At 41.1% G+C, this 17,252-nt stretch carries 14 protein-coding genes; 6 read left to right on the top strand and 8 right to left on the bottom strand.

The window, feature by feature from the left end; translation table 11 throughout:
• Positions 1-174 precede the first annotated feature (174 nt).
• On the bottom strand, positions 175-1,086 hold the full coding sequence (locus R7R78_RS16245) for a GlxA family transcriptional regulator (RefSeq protein ID WP_225474020.1): 912 nt from the start codon (positions 1,084-1,086) through the stop codon (positions 175-177).
• 114 nt (positions 1,087-1,200) lie between these two features.
• Between R7R78_RS16245 and R7R78_RS16240 the strand changes: the two genes are divergently transcribed.
• Positions 1,201-1,719 carry a cysteine hydrolase family protein gene (locus tag R7R78_RS16240; protein ID WP_225474019.1) on the top strand — a complete coding sequence of 173 codons (519 nt, stop codon included), beginning with the start codon at positions 1,201-1,203 and terminating at the stop codon, positions 1,717-1,719.
• A gap of 120 nt (positions 1,720-1,839) precedes the next feature.
• Complete coding sequence (locus tag R7R78_RS16235; RefSeq protein WP_154204552.1) at positions 1,840-2,601, top strand: transporter substrate-binding domain-containing protein; 762 nt, start codon at positions 1,840-1,842, stop codon at positions 2,599-2,601.
• A gap of 98 nt (positions 2,602-2,699) precedes the next feature.
• Here R7R78_RS16235 and R7R78_RS16230 read toward each other — a convergent pair whose 3' ends face one another.
• Positions 2,700-3,773, bottom strand: coding sequence for a permease (locus R7R78_RS16230; RefSeq protein ID WP_263856284.1), 1,074 nt, complete (start codon positions 3,771-3,773; stop codon positions 2,700-2,702).
• A gap of 345 nt (positions 3,774-4,118) precedes the next feature.
• Between R7R78_RS16230 and R7R78_RS16225 the strand changes: the two genes are divergently transcribed.
• Positions 4,119-5,111: a zinc-binding dehydrogenase gene (locus tag R7R78_RS16225; protein ID WP_158173915.1), complete on the top strand. Its 993-nt coding sequence runs from the start codon at positions 4,119-4,121 to the stop codon at positions 5,109-5,111.
• A gap of 147 nt (positions 5,112-5,258) precedes the next feature.
• Here the strand turns inward: R7R78_RS16225 and R7R78_RS16220 are convergent, their stop codons facing one another.
• The 4 genes from R7R78_RS16220 to R7R78_RS16205 all read right to left on the bottom strand — a co-directional run bounded on the left by R7R78_RS16220 (position 5,259) and on the right by R7R78_RS16205 (position 9,004).
• Positions 5,259-6,161, bottom strand: coding sequence for a homocysteine S-methyltransferase family protein (locus tag R7R78_RS16220; protein ID WP_225474017.1), 903 nt, complete (start codon positions 6,159-6,161; stop codon positions 5,259-5,261).
• Between the two features lie 222 nt (positions 6,162-6,383).
• Complete coding sequence (locus tag R7R78_RS16215; RefSeq protein WP_225474015.1) at positions 6,384-7,118, bottom strand: amino acid ABC transporter ATP-binding protein; 735 nt, start codon at positions 7,116-7,118, stop codon at positions 6,384-6,386.
• 14 nt (positions 7,119-7,132) lie between these two features.
• Positions 7,133-8,080 (bottom strand): amino acid ABC transporter permease, encoded by a 948-nt coding sequence (locus tag R7R78_RS16210; protein WP_005377325.1) that lies wholly within the window; start codon positions 8,078-8,080, stop codon positions 7,133-7,135.
• Between the two features lie 135 nt (positions 8,081-8,215).
• On the bottom strand, positions 8,216-9,004 hold the full coding sequence (locus R7R78_RS16205) for a transporter substrate-binding domain-containing protein (protein ID WP_005377324.1): 789 nt from the start codon (positions 9,002-9,004) through the stop codon (positions 8,216-8,218).
• 461 nt (positions 9,005-9,465) lie between these two features.
• On the opposite strand from R7R78_RS16205, the gene R7R78_RS16200 reads away from it, so the two are divergent.
• Positions 9,466-9,810: a DUF3316 domain-containing protein gene (locus R7R78_RS16200; RefSeq protein WP_005377323.1), complete on the top strand. Its 345-nt coding sequence runs from the start codon at positions 9,466-9,468 to the stop codon at positions 9,808-9,810.
• 610 nt (positions 9,811-10,420) lie between these two features.
• Here R7R78_RS16200 and R7R78_RS16195 read toward each other — a convergent pair.
• Positions 10,421-11,395, bottom strand: a complete 975-nt coding sequence (locus R7R78_RS16195; RefSeq protein WP_206954751.1) for a porin — start codon at positions 11,393-11,395, stop codon at positions 10,421-10,423.
• A 140-nt stretch (positions 11,396-11,535) separates the two neighbouring features.
• Positions 11,536-12,459: a LysR family transcriptional regulator gene (locus R7R78_RS16190; protein ID WP_017821684.1), complete on the bottom strand. Its 924-nt coding sequence runs from the start codon at positions 12,457-12,459 to the stop codon at positions 11,536-11,538.
• A gap of 378 nt (positions 12,460-12,837) precedes the next feature.
• On the opposite strand from R7R78_RS16190, the gene R7R78_RS16185 reads away from it, so the two are divergent.
• Positions 12,838-14,007, top strand: a complete 1,170-nt coding sequence (locus R7R78_RS16185; RefSeq protein ID WP_054579512.1) for an efflux RND transporter periplasmic adaptor subunit — start codon at positions 12,838-12,840, stop codon at positions 14,005-14,007.
• Positions 14,008-14,019: 12 nt separating this feature from the next.
• The gene (locus R7R78_RS16180) at positions 14,020-17,160 is read left to right on the top strand and encodes an efflux RND transporter permease subunit (RefSeq protein ID WP_225474013.1); all 3,141 of its coding nucleotides are present in this window, start codon (positions 14,020-14,022) and stop codon (positions 17,158-17,160) included.
• The last annotated feature ends 92 nt before the right edge of the window (positions 17,161-17,252 follow it).

Here is a 17,252-nt window from a genome sequence, read left to right as displayed (position 1 = left end):
ATTGTAATTTGAGAACCCTTTAAGCATTCTACAAAATGTTCAGTAATTAGGAGTGCGCTACGGTTGGCTTAGCTTGTTATCCCTTTTCATCACGCTAAGCCAGCTTGTAAAAATATGCGGTGTTTGCTTCTGAGTTATAAATGTTTAATACCAACATTATCTTACTTCTGGCGTTCATGAACAGAACCGAGATCTGAACGACTTCGGTGTTAAACCTACGATTCTATTAAATATTTTCCTGAACGCGCTCACATCTTGGTAACCCACTCTAAATGATATTGCGTCAAATGTTAGGGTTGTCGACTCAAGTAAATCACAAGCTTTTTGTACTCTTAAGCTTTGTATGTATTGGTTAACATTGAAACCTGTCGCCTTTTTAAAGCGTCGCTGCAATGTCCTTTCTGTTAAACAACTCAACTCTGCAAGCTCTTTATTGCTCAGTTTTCCTTGATAATGATCGTTTATATAGTGCTGTATTTGAACAATTACCTCATCACCATGTTGGAAGTTTGGAGTAAACTGTTCATAAAAGCGTTGCTCTCTCGGACCAGTATCAATAACCAACATTTTTCCTAACAGGCGCATTACTGCCGGTGACGCAAATAAGGAAACCAACTCCAAACCTAAATCCACCCATGACATCATACCCCCAGCCGTAATGATCGTTCCTTCGTTAATAAGGATGGCTTCTTGTCTTACGTGGATATCGGGAAACTGACTCGCTAATGAAGGAGCCAAGCCCCAGTGTGTCGTACAAGACTTATTGGTCAACAACTGGGTTTGAGCAAGAATAAAAGTACCAGCGCAGGCGGAGGCTAAAATCGCACCTTTACTATATTGGACATTTAACCAGTCGAGTAGCTCTGGCTCTGGTTCTAAGTAATATTGACCAGTGCCGCTAGGCGGAATCATTACCGCTGTTTTCACATCGAAGTGCGTGTTTGACCAGTGATCCAATATCTCTACTTCAAAGTGCACATCAACGCCCAATTTAGCCGCCGCACGGTTTGCCATCTCGAAGAGTTCGCTTAAACCATATACGGAGGCTTGCGAGCTATCTGGGTAATTAACGAGTGCTATTTTCATTTATCTTCAAGTGTCGCTTTTTGACTCTTTTGTGTCATTTTAGATTCTAAAGAAGGTGGCTAAAAGTCTTTATATTATTCGTATCGCAATGATCCTCAATAAAAGGAAAAGAAAATGACTCAAAAAGCCCTACTTGTAATTGATTTGCAAAACGACTATTTCACGGAAGGAAAGTTTCCTTTATGGAATACAGAATCAACTTTAGACAATGTTAAGAGAGCAATAACTAAAGCCAATGAGCAAAACATTCCTGTGATTCATATTCAGCATATTGCCGATCCTGACATGGGCATTGCCCCATTCTTCAATGAAGGTAGCGACGGTGCCAATATTCACTCAGAAGTTCTTGCTTTAGCGCCGAATTCCGAAATCGTGGTAAAGCACTTCGCAGATAGTTTTGAAGGAACACGTTTAGAAGAAGTATTGGCAAGCAAAAATGTAACGGAGTTACTTGTATGCGGAATGATGACACAAAACTGCGTGACACATACTGCTATCTCAAAATCTGCGGACAAGTATGATGTTTCGATCTTAATGGATAGCTGTACCACGGTCGATGAAATGATTCACAACATTGCACTTCATGCTGTCTCAACGAGAGTTCCCCTCGTAACTATTGAAGATAAGCTGTAATACACGTAAAACCTTTCGCTCACACAATGCGGGCGAAAGGTCACACATATATGCACTTTCATTGATATTTGCTTACTTTGTGTTAAACATTGGTTTCCAAACAGTTACAAGGAAACGTTTATGAAATGGATAGTCGTATTGTTTATTAGCTTATTTTCAGTTTTCAGCCATGCGAAAGAGTGGAAACAAATTCGCTTCACTGTTGAAGGGGCTTACCCTCCATTTAGCTGGACGACAAAAGAGGGAAAGCTAGAAGGGTTTGAAGTCGACCTCGCTAACGCGTTATGCAAAGAGTTAGAAGTAAAGTGCGTTATCTCAAAAATGGATTGGGATGGCATCATCCCTTCTCTCCTTAGTCGCAAGAACGATGCGATTATTGCTGCAATGACAATCACCGAAGAACGAGAAAAGAAAGTCGATTTCACCGTCCCTTATGCAAAAGTACCGACTCGTTTTGTAATGAAAAATGATAGAGAAATCAACATGGTGGACGGCAGCCTAAATCGTTTATCTATTGGAGTTCAAAGAGCCACAATTGGTGATAAGTACCTTTCTGCCTTGTATCCAGATATTGATATTCGTCGTTATGGTACGTTCGATGAGGCATTTACTGATCTACTCAATGGACGGTTAGATGCTGTATTTGGCGGCTCAATCGGTTTAAGTGCTGGTTTTCTTGAAACTGCACAAGGTGAAGGCTATCACTTTACTGGACCAGCGTTTACAGAGGAAAAGTGGTTCGGCCGTGGCATTGGCGTAGCAGTGAGAAAACAAGACAAAGAATTAAAAGCATTACTCGATAGCGGAATACAAAAATTGATCCAGAGCGGTAAGCATAAAACCATCGCCAGCAAGTATTTCTCCTATAGTATTTACGAGTAACCTCTTTATCTTTTTATAGCCTGCGCGGTATAGGAAACTTCCCTTTCCCTATATGGCGACAAAAACGGAGCCCTCGAGCAGTCGCCCGAGGGTTATTTTTATAAAAAAGCCCACGTATATAAGTAACCCGCTCCCATGGCCATCGTTAAGATAACGATTAGGAAGGCAGCGATCATTTGGTTCTTAAAAATTGATTTCAACAAAATCACTTCTGTAAGACTTGCGCCAGCACTACCAATAATAAGCGCCATAACAGATCCAAGAGCCATACCTTTTTGTACTAGTGCCGCGCTAAGTGGAATGACCGCCTCTGCACGGATGTACAATGGAATACCAATGATTGCTGCGACCGGAATCGCGTACCACTTCGCTTCACCAGCGAACTCCGCAATGAACTCCGTCGGGATGAAGCCATAGATAAATGAACCAATCGCAATGCCCATCATGAGATAAGGGAACACTTGCTTAAAGTCTTTCCAAGTTGATTGCCAAATACGTACCCAGCGGCTAGGCTCTTTCTCTTCCACGACTGTCGCTGTTGCACTACCGCCAGATGAACAGCAAGATACTTCCACTTTAGGTTCAGGTTTTGGTACATCACCACAACAAGATGTTTTCGCCGCAACTGGCGTAGGTTCATTGCAGGCGCTGGTATCACAGCTTGATGCTGGTCTCGCTTCTTCTTTTTTCTTGCTTGAATCGCCACAAGAAGTACCGCACGAAGAAGAACCTACCGCTTGATATGCTTCTGGTTTGACGTAACGTTCAAACCCTAGTTTTTCAAGTACATAGCCTGCTACCACTGATACTGACATCGCGATAGCAAAGTAAAATACCGCAACTTTCCAACCAAAAGTCACCACAAACAAGCCAATAATCACTGGGTTAAGCAACGGGCTTGCAAATAGGAACACCATCATAGGTCCAAAACCTGCTCTTGCACGCAACAAGCCTTTTAAGAAAGGAATGGTCGAACACGAACAGAAAGGCGTAATCGAACCTAGCAACGCAGCAATGAAGTAACCTTTACCCTTTTTCGAGCTGAGAATAGATTGAATTTTTTCTGGCGTTAGAAAATCTTGCAACACACCGACAATGTAGCTAATTGCCAGAAATAAGATGATAAGTTCGGTTGCTAGAAACGCAAACATATCCAGCGCTTCTTTAGACATAGTTATAATTTCTGTATTCACATTTACTCTCCTCGTCATTTTCGCTAACAAGCTTACCTGATAGATAAGCTTGCATTTCGATATTTCTAGAATTATAGAATCACAAAACAAAAGATCAACAAAATATTTCCATGAAAATGGAATAATAAGACTAGTCAATACTTATCATAAAGTTACATGTCGTTAGCTATGCAGACTGGTTGTCGATGATAATTTCAGAGCATCTCGAATCCTTTTTATCAAACATAACCTAAAATTATCAAAATGAGAAAAAACCATAATTATTGCAGCAGCACCCTCTGAGTTAGTATGACTTTCGACCTTTCTTAATAATAAGGAAAACCTATGAGAGCGATAACTTACCAACGAGATAACGATACTTTCTCTTTATCCGAATTACCTACACCAAAACTAGAAACCCAATTTGATGTATTGGTTAAAGTTAACGCTGTTGGCTTGAACCCTGTCGATGCAAAAATTCATTATTGGTCAGACATGGTCACTAACATGGATAACCATTTTGTTGGCGGGTTAGACGTATCAGGAGAAATAGTCTCTGTAGGCGATGCGGTCGTTGATTGGAAGGTTGGCGATAAAGTGTTGTATCACGGAAACATGAGACGCCATCACGGTGGATTCGCTGAATTTGCTATCCATGATTCAAGAACGCTCATAAAGCACCCTCAGGTTCCGGTTGAAGTAGCAGCATCTACACCTTGTGCAGCCTGGACCGCATATCGCGCTTTGGTAGACAAGCTCGATATTTCAAATCGAAGCAGCATTTTTATCGCCGGAGGTGCTGGCGGCGTTGGAAGCTTTGCTATTCAGTTAGCAAAGACATTTGGTGTTGAACAGATCATTGCTACTAGTTCAGAAGCTAATCACGCATATTTGTCCTCGTTAGGAGCAACCCATATGATTGATTATCATCATGAAGATGTAGTTCAGCGAGTAATGGACATTACCGGAAATCATGGCGTTGAGGTTGCACTCGATTGTGTAGGCGGTGATAACGACCGAATTGCAACCTCGGTGTTAACCTTTGAGGGCGAAATGGTGGAGCTCGTCAAGACTGTCGACCCTTCTCAATATCCAGATGCCTTCTTAAAAGGCTTGGGCTTCCACCAAATAAGTTTGGGCTCTGGTCATGTCTTTGGCGAGAGAGGGTTTGCAAGTATCGTTAATGCCGGAAAGGAAGTGTCTGAGCTATTAGAAAATGGAGAATTGGAAGTACCGAAACTGAAGATCATCGGCTTAGAGGATGTAGGTAACGCACTCTTGGACATGCGAAATCAGAGAACAGTTGGAAAGATTGTCGTTAATCTGAACCAAAAATAATTAATAAAGATCTCGAGGCAAACTGGCAAAGTAATGAGCAAGTTAAAGCATCTTGTTACTTTGCCAGATATGAAAGACCTTTATTTTGTCTATAACGATGAATGAAAAACAAAACCTCTTGCCATACTTCCCTGCGCTTCACCAAAATTAGGCGTTTTCGAGAGTGTCTCTCCAAGTCGCTAGCAATTTAATATGACGTGGTTCAATCCCACAGCAACCACCAATAATGCTTGCTCCCTGCGCATGCCACTTTTTAGCATACTCAAGATATTCAGTCGGAGAGAAATGACGAACTTCCTGAATGGTCTCGTTGGCTTGGTGCGCTTGCTTTATCGGAGCAAAGCTATTTGCGAAAACACCTATCGTCAATTCTCTACCTGACTCACTCAATACTGCTTGTGTATCAATGATCGCTTGCTCGACAACTTCAGGAATAGAGCAATTGAAAAAGATACCTGAAACATTTGTTTTCAACAGCGTATTAACCGCGACTTTAAGAGATTCCCCTGAGCGAAGGCGAGGCAAAGAGTTAGGCTCATCCATTAAGGTGAAAGCAAGAAAATTGGGCTTATCTGTTTTGGCTAAAATTATTGATAGAACTTCAACTTCAGCGAGGCTAGACACGGTCTCAGCTAACCAAATATCAACATATTGATCTTGAGCTTCAAATAACTCAGAAGCCACTTCCAGTGCCCTTTTCGGCTCGAATAATTCAGGCCTGTAAGACCCCATTACAGGAGGAAGAGAACCCGCAACGAGCACTCTATCGTTAGAGCTGGTGACTACATCTCTGGCAATTTTGGCTGCAGATTTTGCTAACTCAATCCCTCGCTTCGCATAGAGTTCCTCTCCTAAGTGAAATGGAACACATGCATAACTGTTAACAGTGATAATCTCAGCGCCAGCGTCTATGAAATTCTCATGGGCCATTTTTACATATTGTGGTGATTCAATTAGCGCTTGTGCACTCCAAAGCGGCTGAGAAAAAGGGGCGCCAATACGTTTTAACTCTCGCCCCATGCCACCATCTAAAATTGTTACTTTCTTCATTTAGACATCCATACCGCCAAACATCCATAAGCTCTATTCAAACACAATTTTTATCAATTCAAAATGAAATTGTTATGTTTAAAGTGAACAAAGACTTAATGGCGGATTAAACACTCTAGTATTTACCAGACCTTTCATTCGGACCAAGATAATGTTATCGCCATTAACTTCGAGTAACATGAAGTGATTGAGGGACTCGCCCTCAATCAAATTTTCTCTTTATTATAAGACCTTAGATAAAAACTTCTGTAATCTAGGATTGGAGGGGTTATCAAAAAATCGCTCAGGAGAGTCAGAAACCAAAAGCTCACCATCTTCCATAAACAACACCCTATCAGCGACCTCTTTTGCGAAACCCATTTCATGAGTAACCACGACCATCGTCATTCCGTCCTTGGCCAAATCTTTCATCACATCAAGAACTTCTCCAACCATTTCAGGGTCTAGTGCTGATGTGGGTTCGTCAAACAACATAATGTTGGGCTTCATTGCTAACGCACGAGCGATTGCGACGCGCTGCTGCTGTCCGCCCGATAAATGATTAGGATAATTATCCATTCTCTCCGACAGACCGACTTTATAAAGCAAATCTTTTGCTTCTTTCTTCACCGATTCAGGGTCACGTTTAGAAACCTTTAAAGGTGCTAACATGACGTTCTCTATCGCCGTTTTATGTGGAAAAAGGTTGAAGCCTTGAAATACCATGCCCACATCAGCGCGTAGTTTATTGATATCCGTAGATTTGTGGTACATATCGATACCATCTACGATTATAGACCCACTATTTATTGTCTCTAATTGATTGATCGCCCGTAAGAATGTTGACTTACCAGAACCTGACGGTCCTACGATGACAATCACCTCCCCTTTTTCTACATTTACCGATACGTCCTTGAGCGCATGGCAGCCATTAGGGTAAATTTTATTAATTGTTTTTGCTGAAATAATGTATTCCATTAATGACTCCACCATTAATCACTTGCTGCCAATTTCTTTTCTAACGTTTGTATTGCCCAAGATAAGGTACTAGTTAGAAGCAAATAAAGGGCCGCAACGGTAAACCAAACTTCAAATGGGGCAAAACTACCACTTACGACTTCCCTGCCCGCTTTTGTCAGATCAGTAATCGAAATCACGGAGACAAGTGAGGAATCTTTTATCAGGTTGATAAACTGCCCGGCTAAGGGAGGTAATGTCTGCTTAAACGCTTGAGGTAAAATGACATAAATCATCGCTTTGGGATAATTCATTCCTAGTGAACGCGCCGCTTCCATTTGTCCTCTTGGGATTGACTGGATTCCTGACCGCACAATTTCTGCGACATAAGCGGCGGTAAACACGGAGAGCGCTATCACTCCCGCAGTAAAACGCTCAAGGTCAAGCACAGTACCAATAAAGAAGTAAACGATAAAAATCTGTACTAAAAGAGGCGTTCCACGAATGACCTCGACATACACAAGCGCCAGCTTTTTTAATGCCGGATTGCTGGATATACGCATTAGTCCGACAACTAAGCCCAACGCTAGAGCAATGATAAGTGACCAGAGCGAGATTTTAATGGTCGTCACAACACCATCTAAAATTGGGCCAGAGCGCCACTCTTTTATAGTTGCTAAGGTATCTCCTTCAAAAATAAGATCACCTTCATAGACGTCCACAGACTTATATTGGCTTAGTTCAAGAACAATATCACCATGAATACTCTCCAGAGCCAGTTGGTTATTCTCGTCGAGAATGATGTTCCCATCGACAGGCGCGGTAATGGATGAAGCAGCGTTAGTGGCAATATAAGGAAGGACACGCTCCCAATTCCAGCTGTAATCGATTCGCTTACCTGACAGATAGACAAGACCGCAAATTGATAGCAAAACAAGAACAAAAACAGCGTTCCACAATAGGGATTTAAAGTTATTTTGCATGTGATTCCGAGAATGACTTTGATTAAAGTTGGTTGGGTATTTGAATAAAGAAAAGCGTTAGCTTCACAGCACGAACCGTTTGGTTGGCGATGAACCAAGCCAGAAGCTAACCGCTCCTCTACAATAACAATATGATTACTTGACTTGCTTTAACCATTTATCGTCGTTAAACCACTTATCGTAAATGCGATCGTAAGTTCCATCGCCCTTAATTTGACGTAAATAGTTGTTTAAGAAGTTAAGCGTATCTGGATTTCCTTGCGGCACAGCCCAACCCAAAGGCTCGTAAGTAAACGGTTTAGCCAAGTGCATTAACTGCCCTTTGTTTTCCGCCACATAAATAGAGTTGTAAGGAAAGTCATAAACAAACGCATCTACCTTTCCGTTGGCAACCTCAAGTACCGCTTCAGACTGAGTTTCGTATAGATTTATCTTAGCTTTCGGAAGGTATCGTTTTACCGCTTGCTCACCCGTTGTCCCAAGCTTAGTTGCAACAACATATTCTGGACTATTGAGATCTCGGTAACTAGACACTTTACCTTCATGTTTGAGATCTACGAGAATGGATTGACCAATAACCACATAGGGATCAGCGAAATTCACCTGAGTATTTCGCATAGGTGTGATAGTCATCCCGCCCATAATCATGTGACACTTACCAGTCAACAGTGTTGGGATAATGCCATCCCATGAAGTGTTTACCGGCACAAACTTAACATCCATGGCACGCGCCATTTGCTTACCCAAATCGATATCAAACCCGATGTACTGCCCATTTTTTGCTGTCATTTCAAAAGGCATATACCCAGAATCAAAGCAGACTTTTAGCTCCCCTGTACTTTTGATGTCGTCTAAAATTGGGTCTGCATTAACCGTCGTCGAAACAGCTAACCCCAGTGCAGCAAAACACAATAACTTTTTCATGGATATTCCTTTATCATTCGTTGTAAAGTTTTTTTATACACGACAATAGAATAAAAAACCACAAACAATGACTTTTTAATCACTAGAATTTTTAGGATCGTTACTAAGCTGGAAGATCTGAATGAAAATCTATACCAAGCCATTGCAATTGAATTGCATGCATTAAGTGATTAAGTTGTAGGCAGGTCACTATAACGACAAGAAACATACGCTTTGACTGAATAGTCAGCGTTTCCGAGAGTGGTTTAATTATTAACGAAACCATACAGATATTCGCTTTTTCACATTGACCGTAATGTCAAAAGTGCTTGAGTTTTATTGTTGACAATTCTTCCATAGTCAATGGTCACAAATGTGATGTACAGCACATTTCTATAATGGCACTATCACCTTTGTCGAGAGATATTAACAAGGATTCGTTGGACATCTTGACTTTGTAATACAAATAAAAAGGTGACTATATGAAAAAACTAATGACGCTCTCATCACTATTATTATTCAGTTTATCTGCTACTGCTGGTATTCATGTCGAACACTCTACAAACAAAGTTGTTCTCAATGACTTTACGACAAAAGATGCCGCTTATAGCTCTGCGTTTGATCTTGTCGATGAATACCAAACGCTATCAAAACATGAACTTAGAAATCGTCTAAACATCATTGGAAGCGGTTTCCCTCGTGATATTGCAATCGATGATAGTAAGGTGAGAGTTGAAGAATACGCACTTAACCGTGATGAAGTTAAATATCGTGCAATCATAAACTTCGATTATCACTTCAGAACAAGTGACGGCGGTAAAAACTAAAAAATCGTCTGCACCTTTACTTTCTTAGAGCCCTTCCTATTTTAAGAAAGTAAAGGTGTCTAATCACATTGAAACGACTGCTTTTCATAAATCGCTCTCTCCTTACATAAACAGTATCAACCCCTACCTCTATCGTTTACATAAAAATCATTTTTCCAATCTTCATTGAGATACATTTCGTCGTTTGGCGCTTTGTCATTCGCTTGGTTCGCCATATGGATTCCACATCACTTAAATGAAAAAAACACTTGAAATTGAGTTCAATTTTCTATGAAGATTAACTCAACCTAAGATTGACAATTGTCGTTACATTTTTATCGTTTATAGCAATATATAAAACTACTCTTTTCGTTTTAATTAACCATAAAGCGTGAAAATAAAAAAGGCAACAAGACACTTCTTGTTGCCAAAGAAAAAAATCATCATTCAAAAAATATGAAAATGAAAACTAGCAGTGGACTAGCTAACAAAACCATTATATTCAAAACACTTAAACAAGTAACGATCAATATAATCCATTATATATGGATGAAAATCAGCACTTATGAAATTACACCGATAAATAAAAAAGCCTGAAAATAGTTTCAGGCTTTTTAGCTTTATTAATTTTTTAGAATGAATATCTCGCAGCTATTGCAAGAATATCGTCTTCATTGTCTACATCTGTAATTCTGTATTCTGCTAGTGCTTTAAAATTAGAAGTCAAATCGTACTCTGCACCTAGTGAGTAGTAATCGACGACATCTTCATCATCACGCTCTAGATTGTTATAGCCAACTAGTGCCCAAAGCTTATCTGTTACTTCATAAGTGGCAACTGCTTCAATACCGGTGTAATCAATATTACTTTCAGAACCATCTTTAGCCCAGTTTTCACCATCACTGTATAAAACAGAGGCATAAAACTTGTCGTATTCAAATGCAATAGCACCCGTTAGCAGCTCTGCATCTTCTGCACCCGATTGCCCTTCACCTTCGTTGTAACCAAGCGCAACTTTGAAGCCATATGGCAACTTGTAGTCCGCCGCCGCACCATAAGAGGCTGCATCTGTTGACACTTCATCGTTTTCAGCCTGATAGCTAACATGAATATTCAAACCTTCATAGCTTGTCGTTAGCTTAAATACTGAATCGGAGCGACCGGTACCATATAGATCCGCACTTACGCCAGCAGCTTCATTACCAAACTCCGGGAAAATATCCGTGTAATCAGATACTAAAGTGACCGCACCGTATTGACGTCCATAACTTACTGTTCCGTAATCTGCACCAACTCCTACATAGCCTTTTCGGATATCAAATTCATCATCTTCAACCCCATCAGCATCTCTGCGATTAGACTTAAATTCCAACTCATATAAGCCGAATGCATAAAGATCTTCATTTATTTTAGACTCACCTGAAAGTCCTACACGAATGTAGCTATTATCTCCGTCAGCATTTTTATCATCAGAGAAATAATACATCCCTTGCGCTCGGCCATGAATATTTAACACTGATTCTTGATCTTCATAAACTACGGCTGAATTTGCAGCACTTGCAGAGAAAAGTGCTGCGATTGCGATCGACGTTCTTGTCATTTTCATTTAATTACCACTACTTGTGTTGTTTGAATCGAGTGAAATTATGAACAGTGGCAATTATTTTTAAAGTGCAAATTCAACCATATTCTATGGATAAATATAAACAAGCCCTCAATCTAAAACATTATGTCCTAGTACTCATATTAGTCGAGATAATCCATCCAAACAGGAGGCGTTCCTATTATTTTTTGAACAGTATCAATGAACAGTTTGGCTAATGGTTGTTGATTTCGGTGAGTATACATTGCATATATTTCCCCTATTGCGGGAAGATTATAATCAGGAAGCAACTGTACAAGATCTTGTTTACTCAAACTCTCCTGAAGAAAGAACTGCCCTATTAAAGCATACCCTAGATCAGATTTTACGGCATCGAGCATTAACTCAGTTTCATTCACGAAGTACTGCCCGTTGATATTATACGTTCTAACGTCGCTTGATGACTGGCTTGGCGCTATACGTAGCTTATCCGCCTTAAAGTTAGCATTAGAGTATATTACTGCTGGCATTTTTATAAGCTCTTCTGGAGAGCTCGGGGTTCCATACTTGTCAATAAAACTCTTCGATGCAACCAGTGCCATATTATTGCTTGCCAACTTACGTACTATCATGTTGGACTCTCGGATTGGTCCGATACGAAACACAACATCAAAACCTTCGTGGATAACATCGACTCGATTATCATCGAGCAGCAGCTCTACAGTAATGTTTGGGTACTGTTTTATAAACTCTTTAACTGCCTGATTTAAGTATGCTCTGCCAAAGAAAGTGGAGCTTGATATTTTCAAGTTACCCTTCGGTTCATCCTGAAATGTAGCAGCAATACTACGAGTTTCGGTTAGAACCTCTCTTACTTTCTTGGCTTGCGCCACCATCTCAACACCTGCATTGGTCAGGGATAGCGAACGCGTGGAACGGTTTAACAGCCGTAAGCCCAATTCATCCTCTAGCTTTTTGATCTGTTTTGACAAAGCTGAACGATCTATATGATTTCTGTCAGCAGCCTTAGCAAAAGTTCCGTATTCAGAGACATCCAGTAGTAATTCAAGTTGGCTTGCGAGATCCACTGCACAATTCCTTATTTAGTTTTTATTCTTTATGTGATGGGAAATGGATTTTACAAAATTAATTTCAATTTTTTATGGTTCAAATTGCATCAGTGAATTGCAAATAATGCACGAATTAAAAAAGCTTTAATTTTCGTCGCTATCTTTAGCTTCTGTTTAGTTATTCCTATCTATTATGGCTTATTACATTTAACAATACTCCACGTCTTGAAAACCCTAAACTGACCTTTTTCAAACCAAAAAGCGAGCATTTTGACCAATATTTAATCGTGCATTTTTATCACTACTCTATGTTCGCTGAGGGCCTATTTACCCATAGGTACAATGAATACAATGCCGTTCCTTTTAGTATGAACAGAATCATTTAGGGCGCGACAAATGTTAAAGAAAGTTTTCGGCATTGGCCTTTTATCCGTTTTAGCTGCTTGTGCAGACGAAGAGATAACCAAACAACCTAATACTCCCTTACCTACGATAGACGTCTCCAAAGTCATCTATGAGCCCGTTCAATCGTGGTTCACCTTTACAACAAGGCTTCAAGCACCAGAGAAAGTTTCTTTAATGCCACGCGTTTCCGGAGTTATTGAAACGGTAGAGTTCAAAGACGGACAGAGTGTCAACAAAGGCGACTTACTTGTCACTCTTGATGATCGAACCTTCAAAGCTCAGGTCTCACGACTTGAAGCGCAAGTTAAGAGTGCTCGAGCTGCGCTAGAGCAAGCAGCAAACGAACAAAAGAGAGCCGCTCAACTGGTTAAGCGAAAAGCCATCTCAGCGGAACAAGCAGAGGCCCGAGATACCGCAGTAAAGCAACGCTCTGCAGAACTAATGGCTTTGCGTGCTCAGTTAGAATCCGCAAAGTTAGATCTTGAGTTTACGAAGATATATGCCCCTATTAGCGGCACTATTTCAAGAGCATTCATTACTAAAGGAAACAATGTAAACGCAAATCAAAGCGTTATATCAAACATTGTCTCTAACGATCAGGTATATGCATACTTTGATGTCGATGAGCGAACTTGGAACCGTTACTTCTCGACAATCAATGCCGACTCTAACTTACCTACTCGTCTTGAACTATCTGGACAAAATGGGCAGGAGTTTTTTGGACGCGTTGACTTTGTCGACAACTCCATCAACGAAAACACCGGTACTTTGCAGGTTCGAGCGGTATTCGATGCAACAAAATCAAACTTAAAAGTGGGATCGTTTGGCCGAGTTCAGATATCAACAACCAAACCAGTTGAACGAGTTCTCGTTCCAGAGCGTTCTATTGGCACAGATCTAGAAAACCGCTTTGTATTAACACTCAATGAAGAGAATACGTTGCAATACAGCATCGTAACCTTAGGCGAACGTTACGGAACATTTCGTGCCATCGAGAATGGCTTGAACGCCGACTCAGTTATTGCGGTAAATGGCCCAGCAAAAGTTGGCCCAAATAGCAAAATCACACCAAAAAATGTCACGCTAGATATTAGCAACACTTCATTGATTATGGCTTCAAACTCAACATCGTTGCCAAACAAACGTTTAGCTCAAGACTAAGAAGACAACCGAATGAAATTTGCACACTTTTTTATTCAAAGACCCATATTTGCCTCTATGTTATCGCTATTGATATTAATAGTAGGCGCAATTTCACTTTTACAGTTGCCTGTGAGTGAATATCCAGAGGTTGTCCCTCCTACAGTGGTAGTTACAGCAAACTATCCTGGTGCGAACCCAAAAGTAATCGCAGAAACAGTTGCTACGCCTCTGGAGCAAGAAATTAATGGTACAGAAAACATGTTATATATGTTTTCGCAGGCAACCAGTGACGGCAGAATGACATTGACCGTAACCTTTGCTTTAGGTACGGACTTGGACAAAGCTCAGGTTCAAATTCAAAACCGCGTCACTACAGCTTTGCCCCGATTACCAGAAGCAGTCCAACGGTTAGGAGTTGTTGCCGAAAAAGCCTCTCCTGATCTCACTATGGTTGTGCATATATATTCTCCAGATTCTAGCCGTGAAGTCAGTTATTTAGCTAACTACGCTAATTTAAACTTGAAAGATGAGATAGCTCGGCTCGGAGGCGTTGGTGATGTGCGCCTTTTCGGTGGTGATGAGTACTCAATGCGCTTGTGGTTAAATCCAGATGAGCTCGCTTCTAGAAATCTAACCGTAATGGACGTTGTCTCAGCCGTCCGATCTCAAAACCAACAGGTGGCAGCAGGCTCATTAGGTGCGCAACCAGCCGCTAATGAAAACCAATTCCAAGTTTTGTTGAACGTAAAGGGCCGTTTGGAGAATATTGATGAATTCAACGACATTGTAGTAAAAGTTGACGAAACAGGGGCTTTGACACGTCTTAAAGACGTTGCACGCGTAGAGCTAGGTCAAAACTCTTATGCACTGCGCGCCTTGTTAAATGGTAAACCAGCGGTGGCGATGCCCGTATTCCAGCGCCCTGGTGCTAATGCTATTGAGCTATCTAATCAGGTTCGTTCAACCATGGACCGTTTACAAACAGCCTTTCCAGCTGGAGTTTCATATGAAATAGCCTACGACCCGACCGTCTTTGTTCGTGGTTCGATAGACGCGGTGGTTCATACTCTGCTAGAGGCAATTGTACTTGTTGTTGTCGTAGTCATTTTGTTTTTGCAAACATGGCGCGCGTCTATCATCCCTATCATTGCGGTGCCTGTTTCATTAATCGGTACGTTCGCCGTAATGCAAATGCTTGGAGTATCGATTAACACGCTTTCGTTGTTTGGGCTTGTTCTCGCCATAGGCATCGTCGTCGATGACGCCATTGTCGTCGTCGAAAACGTGGAACGGAACATCCATAATGGTCTTGCACCACTAGAAGCAACGAAACAAGCAATGACCGAAGTTACCGGGCCAATTATTGCAATTGCTTTAGTATTATGTGCGGTGTTCATCCCGACGACCTTTATTACAGGGTTATCCGGTCAGTTTTATAAGCAGTTCGCACTAACAATTACGATCTCGACGATTATTTCAGCAATTAACTCGTTGACGTTATCGCCTGCTTTATCAGCACTGCTATTACAAGATAAGAACGCAAAACCCGATCGGCTAACCAAGCTATTGGATGCGGTTTTTGGTAAGTATGTTTTTGCGCCATTCAATAGAATTTTTGAGTATAGCTCGAACCAATATCAAGCTCTGGTCAAGAAGCTGATTCGTTTTAGCCTTGTTGTTGTGGTGGTATACATTGCGTTACTCGGGGGAACGGTTTCTCTATTCAAAGCGGTTCCTGGTGGATTCATTCCTCAACAAGATAAGCAGTATTTAGTTGCGATCGCCCAACTTCCAGATGCAGCAAGTTTAGATAGAACAGAGTCCGTTATTAAAGAAATGGAAAACCTCGCGCTGGCAACACCTGGCGTAGCACAAACGATTTCTTTCCCAGGCTTATCGGTTAATGGTTTTACTAACAGTCCGAATAGTGGCATCGTTTTTGTTACGCTTGAGGACTTCGATAAACGAAATGATCCAGCTCTCGGAGCAAATGCGATTGTTGCATCTTTGAATAAGAGCTTTTCAATCATTGATGAAGCCTTCGTTGCGATTTTTCCACCACCACCAATCCAAGGACTTGGCTCAACTGGCGGCTTTAAGCTTCAAATCGAAGACCGTGCGAACAAGGGGTTTGATGAGCTCTTCAAGCAATTGAACTTGGTAATAAGTGAGGCATCAACAAGACCCGAGCTGATGGGATTATATTCCACATTTCGTATACAAGTGCCGCAGATGGACATCCAAATAGACCGTGAACAAGCGATGTTGCAAGGTGTTCCTCTAGAGCAGGTTTTTGATGCGCTTCAAGTTTATTTAGGATCATTATACGTCAATGACTTCAATATGTTTGGTAGAACATACAAAGTGAATGCCCAGGCAGACATGAACTATCGTCTCGAACCTGACCAAATACTTAACTACAAAGTAAGAAATGCTGCCGGACAAATGGTTCCTCTCGGCGCTGTACTGGAGATCATACCCACGATTGGGCCTGACCGCGTGATGCACTATAACGGCTACCCTAGTGCAGAACTAAACGGCAGTCCTGCTTTTGGTTACAGTTCTGACCAAGCCCAAACGGCTATTGAGGAAGTACTGGCTCAAAACCTAGCAGAGGGAATGGTTTATGAATGGACTGATGTAACCTACCAGCAGATTTTGGCTGGTAACACGATGGTGTATATATTCCCACTTGTTGTTTTGTTAGTTTTCATGGTGCTAGCTTCGCAATACGAGAGTTTAAAACTACCATTCGCTATCATTTTGATCGTTCCTATGACCATTTTTTCTGCACTAGCAGGTGTTTGGTTCATTGGTGGTGACAACAATATATTCACACAAATTGCTTTGATTGTCCTTGTGGCTCTAGCGTGTAAAAATGCCATCTTGATGGTGGAGTTCGCTAAAGAACTTAAAGACAATGGCCAAGATACCTTATCAGCGATTTTGGAAGCATGTCGTTTACGTCTTCGACCGATTCTAATGACATCAATTGCATTTACCGCTGGTGTTATTCCATTAATGATTGGTACAGGGGCCGGAGCGGAAATGCGACAAGCAATGGGTATTGCCGTATTCTCGGGTATGGTAGGCGTAACGGTATTTGGATTACTACTCACACCTGTTTTTTACATGTTAGTGAGTCGAAACAAAAAACGTCAAACACTATAACCATAATATAAATACTCATTTAAATTCATACTAAAGGGAGCTATTGCTCCCTTTTCTTTTGGTTATTAAGTATATTAATAATTTCTAGACAG

This window comes from Vibrio sp. 2134-1, from assembly GCF_033339495.1.
The sequence above is the reverse complement of the archived record's forward strand: the minus strand, read 5'-3'. Positions and strand labels throughout refer to the sequence as shown.

Coding starts and splice junctions, on each gene's coding strand:
- R7R78_RS16245 (WP_225474020.1), bottom strand. CDS start 1,086: ATGAAAATAGCACTCGTTAATTACCCAGATAGCTCGCAAGCCTCCGTA.
- R7R78_RS16240 (WP_225474019.1), top strand. CDS start 1,201: ATGACTCAAAAAGCCCTACTTGTAATTGATTTGCAAAACGACTATTTC.
- R7R78_RS16235 (WP_154204552.1), top strand. CDS start 1,840: ATGAAATGGATAGTCGTATTGTTTATTAGCTTATTTTCAGTTTTCAGC.
- R7R78_RS16230 (WP_263856284.1), bottom strand. CDS start 3,773: ATGTCTAAAGAAGCGCTGGATATGTTTGCGTTTCTAGCAACCGAACTT.
- R7R78_RS16225 (WP_158173915.1), top strand. CDS start 4,119: ATGAGAGCGATAACTTACCAACGAGATAACGATACTTTCTCTTTATCC.
- R7R78_RS16220 (WP_225474017.1), bottom strand. CDS start 6,161: ATGAAGAAAGTAACAATTTTAGATGGTGGCATGGGGCGAGAGTTAAAA.
- R7R78_RS16215 (WP_225474015.1), bottom strand. CDS start 7,118: ATGGAATACATTATTTCAGCAAAAACAATTAATAAAATTTACCCTAAT.
- R7R78_RS16210 (WP_005377325.1), bottom strand. CDS start 8,080: ATGCAAAATAACTTTAAATCCCTATTGTGGAACGCTGTTTTTGTTCTT.
- R7R78_RS16205 (WP_005377324.1), bottom strand. CDS start 9,004: ATGAAAAAGTTATTGTGTTTTGCTGCACTGGGGTTAGCTGTTTCGACG.
- R7R78_RS16200 (WP_005377323.1), top strand. CDS start 9,466: ATGAAAAAACTAATGACGCTCTCATCACTATTATTATTCAGTTTATCT.
- R7R78_RS16195 (WP_206954751.1), bottom strand. CDS start 11,395: ATGAAAATGACAAGAACGTCGATCGCAATCGCAGCACTTTTCTCTGCA.
- R7R78_RS16185 (WP_054579512.1), top strand. CDS start 12,838: ATGTTAAAGAAAGTTTTCGGCATTGGCCTTTTATCCGTTTTAGCTGCT.
- R7R78_RS16180 (WP_225474013.1), top strand. CDS start 14,020: ATGAAATTTGCACACTTTTTTATTCAAAGACCCATATTTGCCTCTATG.